This window comes from Kaistia sp. UC242_56 (assembly GCF_044452255.1).
Lineage (GTDB): Bacteria > Pseudomonadota > Alphaproteobacteria > Rhizobiales > Kaistiaceae > Kaistia > Kaistia defluvii_A.
This window is the reverse complement of sequence record NZ_JBIOAN010000002.1, coordinates 3,667,830-3,683,039: the sequence shown is the minus strand read 5'-3', so window position 1 is coordinate 3,683,039 and position 15,210 is coordinate 3,667,830. Positions and strand designations below refer to the sequence as shown.

Below are 15,210 nucleotides of genomic sequence, written 5' to 3'. Positions count from 1 at the left end.
GGAATTAGGTCTTCGTGTTCGAGACGCTGAAGTGAACTTCATCATAGGCCATCAATTCCGCATAGTGCCGGTCTGCGTCGTCGAGGAAAAGGCCCTTTGTCAAAGCCGCGACCATTCTTGGCACGCCATATTTGAGCCCGGTAATGCCGTTGCAGATCGGCCCAAGACTCGGCACCGCGCCATTGTTGAAGACATGGATGTTGGCGAGATGCGGCGCCGTTCCCGGATGCTTCTCGGTGAATTCGAAGGCGCGGCCGAGATAGGGATAGCGGCCGAGGCTGGCATCCGTCTCGCCCTCCGGCGCGGCGAAGCGATCGGACCACAGCGCGATGTCGTCGACGAGGTTGGCCAGCTCCGGCCGGCGGCGCAGGTCGATGTCGTAGCCCGTGCCGAGCAGCAGGTGGTCGAAGTCGAACCGGCCGCGCGGCGTGTCGAGCCGGATGCGGCCGTTCTCGACGGTCAGCCGCTCGGGCGGACAGCCGAGCTCAAGGCGGAAATTCGGAAAGGCGCAGGCGGCGTTGAACATCTCCGTCGTCGGCGGCGTCTTGATGTCGAAGAAGCGGCGCATGAAGCGCCAGCGGCGCAGATCGTCGAGATCGGCGAAATGGCTGAGGAAGCCCGGAAAATTCGTCCAGGCGAGAACCTCGGTCTTGGCGAATTCGGTGGCACGGCCAAACAGGGTCGCCGAGCGCGCGCCGGCCCGGAGCGCCGCCGACGCCCAGTCGAAGGCGGAGGAGGACGAGCCGAGAATGCCGACGTCGCGGCCGGCCAAGCGCGACGTGTCGATCGCCTCGCCGCTATGGGTCCAGAATTCGCGCGGCAGGTTCTCCGAGACGATGGCCGGCACGGAATGGCCGCCGGCGCCCTCGATGCCGGTGGCCAGCACGATCTTGCGCGCGTAGATCCGTTCGGTTCCCTGGGGGCTCTCGACCGAGAGCGCCAGGCCGTCGGAAAAAGGCTCGATGGCGGTGAGCGTGGTTTCGTTGCGCACGGCAAGGTCGGTGACGCGGCGATACCAGCGCAGATAGTCCATCCAGTCGGCGCGGCCGATCTTGCCGAGGCTGTCCCAGGACTGCGCGCCATGGATCGCCTCGTGCCAGGCGCGATAGGTCAGGCTGGGGACGCCCAGATCTGGTCCGGCGAGATGCTTGGGCGAGCGCAGCGTGTCCATGCGGGCGCAGGTCAGCCACGGTCCTTCCTGCCCCTCGGGCCGGGCATCGAGGATCAGCACGTTGACGACGCCCTGCCGCTTCAACCCGAAGGCGATCGACAATCCGGAGAGGCCAGCGCCGATGATGACGACGTCATGGACGGGTGCGCCTTCCGGGCCGCCGCGCGCTGGAATCCACGCCCGCGGCGCAGCCTCGATGCGGATCAGGTCGACCGCGATTTGCCGTTCCAGTTCGGCCAGTTGGGGGCAAAAGGTCATGCGGCGCATCCTCGCTCGGGAAGGCCTGCATCGTATCGCATCGGTGCGAAACTGTGCTTGACGTAAAATTAGGCATCAGCGATTTTTTCTGTCGTGCGCCAGGGCTCATGATTTCGCAGCATATGCATGCCCAAATGCTGCAAGCGAACATCGTTGTTGTTTGCGAAGGAACATCGCGACGCAAGCTGACTGCAAGTTGGGCAAGCTGCCAATTGAAGGAACAGCTTGATGAAAGCTGTTCATCTTGGGTTTTGCAGGAATAAAAGGTAGGTCTTGAGCCCGGTATTGTTTGATGTAAGCTGCGCCACGCCCCTTGTCCCGAGGAAGAGAAAGTCACAGGAATGAGCACCGCATCGCTGTTAAAGCTCGGAGTTGCCGGGCTGGTCTATGTGAGCATCGCGGGCGCCGCGCTCGCCGCGGACAAGCCGCTGGCCGGCATCACGCTGAACCTTGCCTCGCAGAACGACCAGTTCGCGCCGGTGATCGCCAAGCTGGCGCCGAAATTCGAGGAAGAAACTGGCGCGACCGTCAAGGTCGATATCCTCGATTATGGCTCGCTGCTGACCAAGACCCAGGCCGACTTCATCGGCCACACCAAGAATTACGACCTGGTGACGATGGATATCGTCTGGGCCGGGCAGTATGCCGACAACAAATACACCGTCGACCTGACCGACTGGATCAAGCGCGACGCCGCCGAGATGAAGCTGGACGATATCTATCCGTCCACGATCAAGTATATTGGCCAGTATGACGGCAAGCAGGTGGCATTTCCGTTCGCCGGCTATGCGGCTCTGCTGGCCTATCGCAAGGATCTGCTCGACGCGGCCGGCCTGAAGGTTCCCGAGACGGCGGAAGAGTTCGTCGAGACGGCGATCAAGCTGACCAATCCCGACAAGAAGCAATATGGCTTCGTCGCCAACGGCCAGAAGGGCCCGGCGGTGGCGCAGGACTGGCTGCAGTACAACGCCCAGCTCGGCGGCTCGGTGCTCGATGCGTCCGGCAAGCCGGCGATCAATTCGGAAGCCAATATCAACAGCCTGAAGGTCTACAAGGAGCTGTTCGACAAGGCGGCCCCTCCCGGCGCCGTCGACTATGACTGGGGCGGCCGCGAGGAAAGCTTCCGCCAGGGTCTGGTCGCGATGATGGAAACCTGGTCGGTCGGCGCGCCTGGCTACTATGATCCCTCCATGTCGAAGATCGTCGACAGCGTCGCCATCACCACCACGCCGGGCGCCAAGGGCCTGCCGGTCAAGTATGGCCTCGGCGGCTGGGGCATGGGCATCAATGCCGATATCGACCCGGCCCAGCAGGAAGCCGCCTGGAAGTTCATCAAGTGGCTGACCAGCCCGGAGATCCAGAAGGAATTCAACATGGAGGGCGCCGGCAGCTACATCCGCAAGTCGACGCTCGCCGACCCGGACCTGAACAAGAAGTTCCCCTATCTGCCTGTCATCGCCAAATCGTTCGAGAACGCCGACGGCGACTATCGCCCGCGCATTCCGCAGTATCCCGAAATCCAGGATCTGCTGGGCACGGCCGTGAATGCCGTGCTGGTCGGCGGCGTCGAGCCGAAGGCGGCCCTCGACGAAGTGCAGGAAAAGGCTTTGAAGCTGTTCTGATCGGCCTCGATACCGGGCGAGGGCGCCAAGCTCTCGCTCGGCTCCTCCCTGTGCAGGTGAGGGGGACCCATCCGGAAAGACTGCAGACCTTCGCCCGCCGCACGATGTGCGTCGACCGCTCCCTCAGGGAGAGGTAAGGAAGTGACGGGTGCTTCCGCTTAGACGATCTGGATCCAGCGAGGGTGTTCCGCATTGGCTACGACTTCCGTCGGCTCGATCGATTTCCCCCAGCGCAAGGCGGCCCGCCTGCGCTTCCAGGACCGGCGCAGGCTCTTCCTGATTGCGCTCGCCGTCCCGGCCGTCGTCTATGTCGTGCTGATCGCGCTCTGGCCGCTGGCGCAGGGCATCTGGTATTCGTTCTTCGATTATAATCTGCTGCGCGGCGGCGGAAGGCGGACCTTCGTCGGCCTCGCCAACTATGCCGAGCTGTGGACGGACTCGACGGCGCGCCGGGCGCTGATCAACACCTTCGTTTTCACCTTCGCCGCCGTGGCGCTGGAGTTCGTCTTCGGGCTCTGCCTGGCGCTGCTGCTCTGGCGCGAGGGGCGCTTCAACCGCATCTGCCTCGCCTTCCTGCTGATCCCGGTCACGATCACGCCGGTGGTCGTTGGCCTGATCTTCCGCGCGCTGCTCGCTGTCGACTACGGCTTCTTCGGCTATTACCTGGCCGAATGGGGCATATCCGGCCCGCGCGGCTTCCTCGCCTCGACGAGCGCCGCGCTGCCGGTCGTCATCCTGATCGATGTCTGGGAATGGACGCCGCTGGTCGCACTGATCCTGCTCGCCGGGCTCAAGTCGCTGCCGGGCGATATCCTGGAGGCGGCCTCCGCCGATGGCGCGACGGCGTTGCAGCGCTTCCGTCTCGTCGTGCTGCCGCTGCTGCTGCCGACCGTGTTCCTGGCGCTGGTGTTGCGGGTGATGGATGCGTTCCGCGTGTTCGACATCATCTTCGTCACCACCGGCGGCGGACCGGGCGACGCGACCAATTCGCTGATGGTCTATGGCGTCAAGCAGGGCCTGCAGTTCTTCAACATCGGCTTTGCCTCGGCGATCGGCAATGTCGCGATCCTCTGTATCGCGGTGCTCTGCGCCGCCTTCACCCTGCTGATCCGCCGCGCCGATGTAAGGGCCAACGAGACATGAAAGCCCGCACCCGCCAGATCGCGATCGAGCGCACCACGCTGGTCGTCATCCTCGCCCTCTACATGATCCCGGTGCTGTGGCTGGTCTCGACCGCCTACAAGCCGCCGCGCGAGATCTTCTCTTCGCCGCCGAGCTTCACCTTCAGCCCGACCCTGTTCAATTTCGAGCGCATCTTCCAGCTGTTCGACGTCTGGCAATTGCTGAAGTCGAGCATCGTCATGAGCCTCGGCACCACCGTGCTGTCGCTGCTGCTCGGCGTGCCGGCCGGCTATGCGCTGGCGCGCTCGAAATCGCGCTACGCCATCGTCGTCGCCTATTTCTTCCTGGCGATCCGCACGGTGCCGATCATCGCGACGCTGATCCCGTTCTACCTGATGATGCGCGACATCGGCCTGCTCGGGACGTGGTGGGCCGTCATCCTGATCAACACGACGCTGAACTGCGCCTTCGTCACCTGGATGATGTTCTCCTATTTCCGCGCGCTGCCGCGCGACATGGAGGAGGCGGCGCTGACGGACGGCTGCACGCTCTGGGGCGCGTTCTACCGCGTTGCCCTGCCGACCGTGGTGCCGGGCATCATCGCTAGCGCGCTGTTCTGCATCATGTTCTCGTGGAACGACTTCCTGACGCCGATGTTCCTGACCAATTCGGACACCAAGCCGCTCTCCGTGGCGCTGCTGGCCTCATTCGGCACCAAGGACATCACCTGGGGCACGCTCGGCGCGCTGGCGCATTTCTCGACCGTGCCGATCGTGCTGATGGCGCTGTTCCTGAACCGCTATTTCGTCCAGGGCCTGACCAAGGGCGTGCACTGACCCTTTGCGGGGCGGGGAGGGCGCGGCCTATGCCGCGGCCCTGCCGCAGTCCGTGCGGTCGGCAATGTCAGATGGCCCTTCGAGCGCCACGGCGCGCGGGCGCAGAATCGACGGAAAAAAATGGGCAAGGCATCGCACCGCGCCGCCGACCATTCAGCCGGTTGCGCGGTGCGTAGGGCGCGGGCAACAGCGCTCGGCCCCCCGACCGATCGTGCGCCCGCAGCGCCTGGAGGCAGCGTCCTCAGTTCCGTAGCGGACGAGCGGCCTGGATCGGGGGCCGCTGGTCGGTGGGCTTCGGGTTGACGCTCAGATGGCGCGTCTGCCGTTCGGCCCAGGCGACGGAGGTCATAAAGACCAGGAAGGCGCTGATAATGGCGCCCAGAGCGAGGATGTTGGCTGCAGTCATGACAGGCTCCGTTTTTCGACGGAACCAATATCGAGCTCCAGATTGTAGCCTGCCTTGATCGAAATCAACCGATCTCTTTGACCCAATAGGCGATTTTCCGGAATTGCCCGTAAATTGCCGTTATTTTGATCCGATTGCTCAGGCGACGATCGCCTGCTCGGTCGCCGCATCGAACAGATGGATGCGGGACGGGTCGACGGTGAGGCAGATTCGGTCGTCCTTGCGCACCGGCAAGGTGCCGTCGACGATGGCGCGCAGCCTTGTGCGAGCCGAGCTCAGTTCCTCGCCGTCCTCCGAAACACCGGCCGCGACCACCGCCGCGCCGTCGAGATCGAGATGGACCAGCAGGCTGGCGCCGAGATCCTCGACGAACGCCACGCGGCCGGAGAGCTTGCCCGGACCGGGCGTGGGGTCGTCGACGAACTGGAAGGCCTCGGGGCGGATGCCGGCGATGATGTCCCGGCCCGCGAAGCGCGCGATGCCGGGGCGGGCGGCAAGCGACGCCGGGTCGAGCGCGATCGTCAACTCGCCGAGCTTCAGCGCGGGGCCGCCCTCGGTGGCGATGACCTGACCGGGCAGCAGGTTCATCGGCGGCGAACCGATGAAGCCGGCGACGAACAGATTGGCCGGCGCGTCGTAGAGCGTGCGCGGCGCGGCAAGCTGCTGCAGCACGCCCTTGTTCATCACGGCGACGCGGTCGCCCATCGTCATCGCCTCGACCTGGTCATGCGTGACATAGACGGTGGTGACGCCGGTCATCTTCTGCAGATGCGCGATCTCGGCCCGCATCTGGCCGCGCAGCCGCGCGTCGAGATTGGAAAGCGGCTCGTCCATCAGGAAGGCTTTTGGCGAGCGCACGAGGGCGCGGCCCATGGCGACGCGCTGGCGTTGGCCGCCGGAAAGCCGCCCCGGCTTGCGGTCGAGCAGGTCGGAAAGCTCGAGCAGCTTGGCCGTCTCCTCGACCTTGGCGCGGATTTCCGCCTTGTCGGAGCCGCGCACCCGCAGGCCGAAGCCGATATTGTCGGCGACCGAGAGATGCGGATAGAGCGCGTAGGACTGGAACACCATGGCGATGTTGCGGTCGCGCGGCGACAGGTCGTTGGCGACCGCGCCGTCAATCACCAGCGAGCCGTCGGAGATTTCCTCCAGCCCCGCGATCATGCGCAGCGCCGTCGACTTGCCGCAGCCGGACGGGCCGACCAGCACCAGAAACTCGCCATCGGCGATCTTCAAATCGAGCGCGTTGACGGCGAGCTGGCCGTCATCATAGCGCTTGGTCACCCGCTCAAAGACGATCTCGGCCATTGCCATTCCCTCATGTCGGAAGGCGAGCGTGCCACGCCCGGGGACCGCCTGTCAAAGCCGAGGAGTGCTGCAATTTCAACCGTTTCGGTGCCTTATTCGGCATGTTCGGTTGATGCTATCCGGCGGGTGGAATCTCGAACACGCGGATGATCTCGACCATCTTGGCGACGCTCTCTTCCGAGGTGACGTCGAGCGTCGGCGCGGTGGCGAAACCGAGTGCGACGGCCTCCGGCGCCACGGCCTGGCTGCCCGTCCGGCACGAAGCATGGATCTCGCGCGCGCCGGTCCTGTCGAGGATATGCGCGACATTGTCCGGCCGCACGCCCGAGCCCGGCATGATCGCCAGCCGGTCGCCGGCACGTTGCACCAGTTCGGCCAGCAGCGGCACGCCGTCCATCGCCTTGCGCTCGCGACCCGAGGTCAGGATGCGTTCGAAGCCGAGCGAGACGGCCGTCTCCAGCGCCTCGAACGGATCCGGCACGAGGTCGAAGGCGCGATGCAACGTGGCGCCGAGACCTTCGGCATGGCTGCGCAGATGGAACAGCGCCTCGGCATCTAGCTTTCCGCGCGGTTCCGATGCGCCCAGCACGACGCCGGCGAGGCCGGCGGCGCGAGCGGCGTCGATGTCGCGGCGCATCTGGTCGATTTCGCCGGGCGAGAAGACGAAATCGCCCTCGCGCGGCCGGATCATCGCATAGACCGGCACGCCCGCCTTGGCGGCGATCTTCATGAGGCCGGGGGAGGGCGTCAGCCCGCCGATCGACAATGCGCTGCAGAGTTCGATGCGGTCGGCGCCGCCATGGATGGCTGCGGCGAGGCCGTCGGGCGTGTCGACGCAGATTTCAAGCTGGATTTTCATGGGTGCCATTGAATCACGCCGGAAGTTCTTCCGCCAGCATCGCCGCGCCGATCAGGCCACTGGCGCCGCGCGTCCGGCCGGGAACGACCAGCGGCGTGTCATAGCGGCCGAGCACGCGCGCCCGCACGGCGAGGTCGATCCGCTCCAGCAGCGCCGGATCGGAGGAGAGCCCGCCGCCGACCGGGATGACCCAGGGGCCGATGGTGTTGACGATCACCGAAAGCGGCCCGGCGATCAGTTCCACGAAGGCGTCGACCGTGCGCGCGGCATCGGCATCGCCGGCGTGCCAGGCCTGGGTGATCTCGTGGCTGGTCAGGCTTGCGCCGGTGAACGCCGCGTGGATCCGCTCCAGCCCGCGCGCCGAGCCATAGCTGTCGAGGCAGCCGATCTGGCCGCAGCCGCAGCGGATGACCGGGATGCCGCGCGCCGCGACGGCTTCCGCCAGAATCGGGCCATGGCCCCATTCGCCGGTGACGCCATTGGCGCCGCGCACCATGCGGCCGCCGATCACAAGCCCGCCGCCAACGCCGGTGCCCAGAATGGCACCGAAGACGATTGGCTTGCCCCGGCCGGCGCCGACTGTCGCCTCGGCCAGCGCGAAGCAGTCGGCGTCATTGCCGACCCGCACGGGCACACCGAGCGCTGCGGAGATCTCGTTCTCCAGATGATGACCATTCACGACGGGGACATTGGCCGCCTGCGCGATGCCGGTGGCGCTGTCCGTGGTGCCGGCGATCGAGATGCCGATCCGCGTCGCATGGCCGCCGTCGGCGGCGACGAGCGACCGCAGGGCGGCGACGAAATCGCCCCAGTTCGTGTGCGGGGTCGGGAGGGTCGCCCGGTTGGTCACCGCGCCCTCCCGGTCGACACGGGCGAACTCGATCTTGGAGCCGCCAATGTCGAAGGCTGCGGTAACGGACATCTCGTCTCCCGGATCAGGCGAGCGGCGCAAAATGCTGGCGCTCGCCGCCGATGAACACGTCGAGGACGGAGAGATCCCCGGCGAGATGGACGAAATCGGCGCGCGAACCCGGCGCGATCCGGCCATGCGTCCGGTCGATGCCGAGGAACTGCGCCGGATAGAGCGAGGCCATGCGCAACGTCTCGTCCAGGCCGATGCCGACCGTGCCGGTCATGAAGCGGATGGCGCCGACCATGTCGAGATCGGAGCCGGCCAGCGTGCCGTCGTCCAGCGTCAGCTTGCCGTTCTCGCGGGTGATGGTGCGGCCGTTGAGTTCGAACTCGGTGATGGTCGTGCTGATCGTCGACATGGCGTCGGTGACGATGAAGATGCGTCCCGGGGCGCGCTTGGCGCGCAGCGCATTGGCGATCGCCGCCGGATGGACGTGCAGCCCGTCCGGGATGATGCCGCACCAGGCGTCGGCGCTGTCGAGCGCCGCGCCGACGACGCCCGGCGAGCGGTGGCCAAGCTGGCTCATCGCATTGAAGAGATGGGTGATGCCGCGCGCGCCGGCATTGAAGGCCGCCATGGCGGTTTCATAGGAGGCGTCGGAATGGCCGATGGCGACATGGACGCCGGCCGCCGTCAGCCGCGCGATCTGCGCCGGCGGCACGGTTTCGGCGGCGACCGTGGTCAGCACATGCTGGAGCCCGGTCGAGATCAGGCGCTCCAGATCGGCCTCGTCCATCGCGCGGATGAAGCCCGGATTATGCGCGCCCTTGCGGGCGATCGAGAGGTGCGGCCCCTCGATATGCAGGCCGAGGCAACCCGGCACGCCGGCGGCGATCGCGTCGCGCGCGGCGGCGATCACAGCCTCGGTCACGGCGGGCGTGTCGGTGATCAGCGTCGGCAACAGCGCCGTGGTGCCGTAGCGGGCATGCGCGGTGCAGATGGTGCGGATGCCCTCGACCGTCGCGGCACTGTTCAGCAGCGCGCCGCCGCCGCCATTGACCTGCGCGTCGACGAAGCCGGGCGCCAGCAGGCCGCCCTCCAGGTCGATCGTGGCCACGCCTTCCGGCAGGCCGCCGGGCCCGACGATATCGACGACCGTGCCGCCTTCGACAAGAACGGCGGCATCCCGGCGGCGCGTCGCGCCGTCGAACAATTCTGCGCCCCGATAGGCGGTCAGGTTCGGCATGGGCTCTTCCTGAAAATCCGTGTTGGCGGAATGGATAGCATGGCCGGTACCGCAAGGAACCGGCCACTTGTTCTTCACCTCTCCCCGAGGGGGAGGTGCGGAGCCAGCCCCTCCGGGGCCTGTCGCGCCTAAACCGTCTCGGTCACCTTGTTGAGGCCGCGCGGTTTGTCGGGGTTGTAGCCTCGGGCCACGGCCACCGTTTCGGCAAAGCGGTAGAAGGAGAGCGCGATCGAGACCGGGTCGGTCAGCGCGTGGCCGGTGGGAGCGATCGGCAGGCGCGGGCCGGGGATCGTCGCGGCGGTGGCGGTAAACACCTTGGCGCCTCGCGCATGCAGCGCCGAAACGGTCGCGACCATGCTGGGCGATGCCGCGTCGTCCGGGATGAAGGCGATGAGCGGGAAGTTCTCGTCGACCAGCGACACCGGGCCATGCTGCAATTCGGCGCCGGAATAGGCCTCGGCATGCAGGATCGAGGTTTCCTTGAGCTTCAGTGCCGCTTCCTGTGCCACCGCGAAGCCGGGGCCACGGCCCAGCGTATAGAGCGACGAGGCGTTGACGACCATGTCGCGCGCTTCGCTCCAGTCGCATTCGAGCGCGGCGTCGAGCTTGTCGGGCAGGGCGGCGATGGCGGCCTGCAGATCTTTGTCCTGGCGCCATTCGGCGAGGATGGCGAGGCCGGCGACCACCGAGGTGATGTAGGACTTGGTCGAGGCGACGCTCTTTTCCGGACCGGCGCGCAGCGGCACGAAGATGTCGGCGAGCGACGCCAGCGGCGCGTCCTCGACATTGACGAGGGCGATGCTGGCGGCGCCGCCCTTCTTGGCGGCCTCGACCATGGCGAGCAGGTCCGGGCTCTTGCCCGACTGCGAGGTGGCGATCACCGCGCCGCCGGGCAGATGAAGCGGCGTCTTGTAGATCGAGGCGATCGAGGGGCCGAGCGAGGCGACCGGCACGCCGGTCGTGATCTCGCAGGCATATTTGAAGAAGGCGCTGGCATGGTCGGACGAGCCGCGCGCCACGGTCACGATGACCTTGGGATCCAGGCTGCGCAGGCGCGCGCCGGCTTCGCGGATCGCGTCGCCGGATTGCTCCAGCAGGCGGCGGACGGCGGCCGGGGCTTCGTCGATCTCGGCGCGCATCAGGGTCGTGGTCATCGTCGTGTTCCTCTTTCCAACTCTAGCGCGGCGGCGCTTCGGTCAGGTTCAATTCGGCTACGAAATCATAGGCATCGCCGCGATAATGCGAGCGCGTGAACTCGACGATGCGGCCATCCGGCAGATAGGAGATGCGCTCGATCGCCAGCGCGGCGGAGCCGGCGGCGATGCCGAGCAGGCTGGCATCGGCGCTGCCGACATTCTCGGCGTTGAGGCGCTGCACGGCGCGCACCGGGCGCATGCCGACCGAGGTCAGCGCATCATACAGCGAATTGGTGACGATCATCGGGTCGGGCAGGATCCGGGCCGGGATGACGGCGCGCTCGATCGCCATCGGCTCGTTGTCGGCAAGGCGCAGACGGTGGAGGCGCGAGACGCGCTCGGTCGGGGCGAGGCCGAGGATCATCGCCTCGGCCGAGGTCGGCATGCCGACGGAGCGCTCGATCCAGCTTGCGGTGGGCACCAGGCCGCGGCTTTTCATATCCTCGGTGAAGGAGGAGAGGCGGGACAGCGGCTGCTCGACGCGGCCGCCGCTGCGCGACACGAAGGTGCCGGAGCCATGGCGCTGGCGCAGCACGCCATCGGCGACGAGGCCCTGGATCGCCTTGCGCACCGTGACGCGCGAGACGCCGAGCGAACTCGCCATATCGCGCTCCGGCGGCAAGGCGGCGTTGGCCGGCAGCCGGCCATCCGAGATCGCGGCGCGGATCAGCGTCTGCAGGCGGAAATAGAGCGGGCCGCCTTCTTCGTCGGCGAGATGGTCGGGCGCGAAGAGGAAATCGCTCATGCCGACACCCCCGCGGGAAGCAGCGTCGCGGCCAGGATCAGCGCGCCGTCGAGCGCATCGCCGGCGGGCGGCGCGACATGGGCGGCGATCCCGGGCGAGAGCCGCTCGGCATAGAGCGGCGCGAGGCCGCCCAGCAGGCTGATGCGCGCCGCGCCCAGCTCGACGAGCCGGTTCAGCGCCACTTCGATGTCGCGGGTGGCTTCCGCCAGGAGTGCCGAGGCGATGGTGTCGCCGGCGGCGGCGCGCTCGAACACCAGCGGGGCGAAGGTGCCGTAGTCGCGCGGCAGCGCCGTCTTGCAGAAGGTGACCATGCGGTCCGGCTTGCCGTCGAACTGCGCCAGCAGCGTGTCGGTGAGGGCGGTTGAGGGAACCAGCGAGTCATGCGCCAGCACGGCCTGGCGCATGGCCATATGGCCGAGCCAGGCGCCGCTGCCCTGGTCGCCGAGCTGGAAGCCCCAGCCGCCGACCGTGACGAAGACGCCGCCGGTCTGGACCACATAGGCCGTGCCGGTACCGAGGATGGCGATGGCGCCATTGCCGTCGGGATGGGCGCCGCGACAGGCGATCCAGGCATCCATTTCCAGCGCGGTGCGGGCGAAGGGGAGGTCGGAGGCCAGGAAGCGTTCGGAGAGATCCGGGATGTTGGCGCCCGCGAGGCCGAGGCCGACGAGGCAGCGGCCGAGATCCGCGCCGCTCAATCCACCCGCGATCAGGGCGCCCTCGACGGCGGCGACGATGTTGTCCCGCGCCGTCTCGACGCCGGCCAGGATGTTGGCGGTGCCGGTGACGCATTCGCCGATCGGCGTGCCGTCGGGCCAGCGGGCGCGCGCCCTGCAGCGGGTTCCGCCACCGTCGACGCCTACCAGAATCAATTGGCCAGCCCTTGCTATCGATCCGGACATGTCACCCGCTTCGAGCCGAAATGCGAGGTTGCAGGCGGCCGGAGGGCCCGATCCGGATGCCGATATCGATAATACCAAATTGAATCCAGTTGGGAAGGCCGAATACCACTTCAGACCATGGTATCCTGGTTCTTATGGGAGTAAAAATAAGGCATTTGGGATTATGTGTTTGAATTAGCGATACAAAATCGATTTGCGCCACCGCTTTTGGAAAAGTGGGCGGAAGCGCGCCCTTGCCGTCTGGACGCAATGGTACTTTGTTGGTATCGTTTTCCTGAGGACGTCAATGGGGGATGCTGGTTTCATGGCAATGCCGCGTACGGAAGTGGTGGAAGACCGCTTCGAGGGCATCGATCTCTGGCCGACGGCCGACGCGCTTGCCGCCTTGGCCGAAGGGCAGATTCGCGGCGCCATGTCGGTCCGTGGCGCCATTCCCGCGCTCGCCGCCGCCGCCGAGCGGGCGGCCGAATGCCTCGCCAGGGGCGGCCGTCTCGTCTATTTCGGCGCCGGTTCCTCGGGCCTGCTCGCCCTCGTCGACGCTCTCGAAATCCCCCAGACCTTCAGCGTGCCGCAGAGCCAGATCCTGGTGCTGATGGCCGGCGGCATGGCGATGACCGAGACGCTGACCGGCGGGCCGGAAGATATCGCCGAACTCGGCGTTGCCGACATCGACGCCGCACGGCTTGGACCCGACGATTGCGTCGTCGCGGCGTCCGCCAGCGGCTCGACCCCCTATACGGTCGCCGGCCTCGAAGCGGCGCGGAAGACGGGCGCCGCCACCGTGGCGATCGCCTGCAACGCCTCGGCGCCGCTGTTCGCCCATGCCGATATCGCCGTGTTCCTCGATTCCGGGCCGGAAGTGCTGGCGGGATCGACGCGTATGGCGGCGGGTACGGCGCAGAAGGCCGCCTTCAACATGCTCTCGACCATGATCGCCATCCGCCTCGGCCATGTGGTCGATGGGCAGATGGTCAATGTCCGCGCCGACAATGCCAAGCTGCGCGGCCGCGCCGCCCGCATCATCGCGCGGATCGCCAAAGTCGACGAGACATCCGGCATCGCGGCGCTGGATGCCGCCGATGGCGAGGTGAAGCCCGCCATCCTGATCGCGGCCGGAGCGGCGGATGCCGCCCGCGCCGAGCAACTGCTCGCGGCCCACAAGGGCAATCTCCGCGCGGCGCTCGCTGCGCTGGGAACACGCGAAACCGCATAACCCGATGCTGCCGCACCAACGCGGCGGCACGGACCAGAGAGGAGTCATTTCATGAACAATCTCAGGAAGACCCTGCTTGCGACGACGGTCGCGGCGATCGGCGCGAGCTTCGCTGCCCCGGCTTTCGCCGAGGACGTCACGCTGACGATCGAAAGCTGGCGCAATGACGATCTGCCGATCTGGCAGGAGAAGCTGATCCCGGCCTTCGAGGCCAAGCATCCCGGTATCAAGCTGAACTTCGCCCCGTCCGCTCCGACCGAATATGACGCGGCGCTCGGCGCCAAGCTTGACGCGGGCTCGGCCGGCGACATCATCACCTGCCGTCCGTTCGACAAGTCGCTGGCGCTGTTCCAGAAGGGCCAGCTCGCCTCGCTGAACGACGTGGCCGGCATGGACAAGTTCTCGTCCGTCGCCAAGTCCGCCTGGATCACCGATGACGGCAAGGACACGTTCTGCGTGCCGGTCGCCGCCGTCATCCATGGTTTCATCTACAACAAGGAAGCCTTCGACAAGCTCGGGATCTCCGTGCCGCAGACCGAAGACGAATTCTTCGCGGCGCTCGAGAAGATCAAGGCCGACGGCACCTATATCCCGCTCGCCATGGGCACTAAGGATCTCTGGGAAGCCGCGACCATGGGCTACCAGAACATCGGTCCGAACTACTGGAAGGGTGAAGAGGGCCGTCTTGCCCTGATCGCCGGCAAGCAGAAGCTGACCGATCCGCAGTGGGTCGAGCCCTTCGCGACGCTCGCCAAGTGGGCGCCCTATATGGGCGACGGCTTCGAGGCCCAGACCTATCCGGACAGCCAGAACCTGTTCACGCTCGGCCGCGCCGCCATCTACCCGGCCGGTTCGTGGGAAATCTCGGGCTTCAACCAGCAGGCCCAGTTCAAGATGGGCGCGTTCCCGCCGCCGGTGAAGAAGGCCGGCGACGAATGCTACATCTCCGACCACACCGATCTCGCGATCGGCATGAACGCCAAGACGGCGCATCCGGAACAGGCGAAGCAGTTCCTCGCCTGGGTCGCTTCGCCCGAGTTCGCCGAGATCTACGCCAACGCGCTGCCGGGCTTCTTCAGCCTGTCCTCGACGCCGGTGAAGATGCAGGACCCGCTGGCCGAGGAGTTCGTCTCCTGGCGCGAGAAGTGCAAGCCGACGATCCGCTCGACCTACCAGATCCTGTCGCGCGGCACGCCGAACCTCGAGAACGAGACCTGGACGGAATCGGCCAATGTGATCAATGGCACGGATACGCCGCAGGTCGCCGCCGAGAAGCTGCAGAAGGGCCTGGACGCCTGGTACAAGCCGGTGGCCGCTAAGTAATTCAGGGAAGGCCCTCACCCCAGCCCTCTCCCGTTTGCGGGAGAGGGGGCAATCGAGGCAAGCCGCAAGGTTTGTGACGATCGCCGTGGAAAAGCCCTCGCCCGCTTGCGGGAGAGGGTGGTGTTATTGGCTTCCTTCGAGATCGACGTTCCG

The 15,210-nt window shown here is 66.6% G+C and carries 14 protein-coding genes; 5 read left to right on the top strand and 9 right to left on the bottom strand.

Annotated elements, in window-relative coordinates; translation table 11 throughout:
- Nucleotides 1-4: 4 nt before the first annotated feature.
- Entirely contained in the window at nt 5-1,429 is a 1,425-nt protein-coding gene (locus ACHMWQ_RS20105; protein ID WP_396308820.1) for a SidA/IucD/PvdA family monooxygenase, read from the bottom strand.
- A 341-nt stretch (nt 1,430-1,770) separates the two neighbouring features.
- On the opposite strand from ACHMWQ_RS20105, the gene ACHMWQ_RS20100 reads away from it, so the two are divergent.
- The 3 genes from ACHMWQ_RS20100 (at nt 1,771) to ACHMWQ_RS20090 (ending at nt 5,009) form a co-directional block, all read left to right on the top strand.
- Nucleotides 1,771-3,051: an extracellular solute-binding protein gene (locus ACHMWQ_RS20100; RefSeq protein ID WP_354550477.1), complete on the top strand. Its 1,281-nt coding sequence runs from the start codon at nt 1,771-1,773 to the stop codon at nt 3,049-3,051.
- Nucleotides 3,052-3,243: 192 nt separating this feature from the next.
- Entirely contained in the window at nt 3,244-4,194 is a 951-nt protein-coding gene (locus tag ACHMWQ_RS20095) for a carbohydrate ABC transporter permease (RefSeq protein WP_396308819.1), read from the top strand.
- Nucleotides 4,191-5,009, top strand: a complete 819-nt coding sequence (locus tag ACHMWQ_RS20090; RefSeq protein ID WP_266329608.1) for a carbohydrate ABC transporter permease — start codon at nt 4,191-4,193, stop codon at nt 5,007-5,009. The genes ACHMWQ_RS20095 and ACHMWQ_RS20090 overlap by 4 nt, the downstream gene beginning before the upstream one ends.
- A gap of 241 nt (nt 5,010-5,250) precedes the next feature.
- On the opposite strand, the gene ACHMWQ_RS20085 is transcribed toward ACHMWQ_RS20090, so the two are convergent.
- The 8 genes from ACHMWQ_RS20085 to ACHMWQ_RS20050 form a co-directional block, all read right to left on the bottom strand.
- Nucleotides 5,251-5,415: a hypothetical protein gene (locus tag ACHMWQ_RS20085; RefSeq protein WP_396308818.1), complete on the bottom strand. Its 165-nt coding sequence runs from the start codon at nt 5,413-5,415 to the stop codon at nt 5,251-5,253.
- A 138-nt stretch (nt 5,416-5,553) separates the two neighbouring features.
- Nucleotides 5,554-6,720: a sn-glycerol-3-phosphate ABC transporter ATP-binding protein UgpC gene (locus ACHMWQ_RS20080; protein ID WP_354550473.1), complete on the bottom strand. Its 1,167-nt coding sequence runs from the start codon at nt 6,718-6,720 to the stop codon at nt 5,554-5,556.
- 115 nt (nt 6,721-6,835) lie between these two features.
- Nucleotides 6,836-7,579 (bottom strand): copper homeostasis protein CutC, encoded by a 744-nt coding sequence (locus ACHMWQ_RS20075; RefSeq protein WP_396309494.1) that lies wholly within the window; start codon nt 7,577-7,579, stop codon nt 6,836-6,838.
- A 13-nt stretch (nt 7,580-7,592) separates the two neighbouring features.
- On the bottom strand, nt 7,593-8,501 hold the full coding sequence (locus ACHMWQ_RS20070) for an ROK family protein (protein ID WP_396308817.1): 909 nt from the start codon (nt 8,499-8,501) through the stop codon (nt 7,593-7,595).
- A gap of 13 nt (nt 8,502-8,514) precedes the next feature.
- The gene (nagA, locus tag ACHMWQ_RS20065; protein WP_396308816.1) at nt 8,515-9,678 is read right to left on the bottom strand and encodes an N-acetylglucosamine-6-phosphate deacetylase; all 1,164 of its coding nucleotides are present in this window, start codon (nt 9,676-9,678) and stop codon (nt 8,515-8,517) included.
- A gap of 128 nt (nt 9,679-9,806) precedes the next feature.
- Nucleotides 9,807-10,832, bottom strand: a complete 1,026-nt coding sequence (locus ACHMWQ_RS20060) for an SIS domain-containing protein (protein ID WP_354550468.1) — start codon at nt 10,830-10,832, stop codon at nt 9,807-9,809.
- A 22-nt stretch (nt 10,833-10,854) separates the two neighbouring features.
- Nucleotides 10,855-11,619 carry a GntR family transcriptional regulator gene (locus tag ACHMWQ_RS20055; protein ID WP_354550467.1) on the bottom strand — a complete coding sequence of 255 codons (765 nt, stop codon included), beginning with the start codon at nt 11,617-11,619 and terminating at the stop codon, nt 10,855-10,857.
- Entirely contained in the window at nt 11,616-12,491 is an 876-nt protein-coding gene (locus tag ACHMWQ_RS20050) for a BadF/BadG/BcrA/BcrD ATPase family protein (protein WP_396308815.1), read from the bottom strand. The genes ACHMWQ_RS20055 and ACHMWQ_RS20050 overlap by 4 nt, the downstream gene beginning before the upstream one ends.
- A 334-nt stretch (nt 12,492-12,825) precedes the next feature.
- Between ACHMWQ_RS20050 and ACHMWQ_RS20045 the strand changes: the two genes are divergently transcribed.
- Nucleotides 12,826-13,734 (top strand): N-acetylmuramic acid 6-phosphate etherase, encoded by a 909-nt coding sequence (locus ACHMWQ_RS20045; RefSeq protein WP_396308814.1) that lies wholly within the window; start codon nt 12,826-12,828, stop codon nt 13,732-13,734.
- Nucleotides 13,735-13,785: 51 nt separating this feature from the next.
- On the top strand, nt 13,786-15,057 hold the full coding sequence (locus ACHMWQ_RS20040; RefSeq protein WP_396308813.1) for an ABC transporter substrate-binding protein: 1,272 nt from the start codon (nt 13,786-13,788) through the stop codon (nt 15,055-15,057).
- Nucleotides 15,058-15,210: the final 153 nt, after the last annotated feature.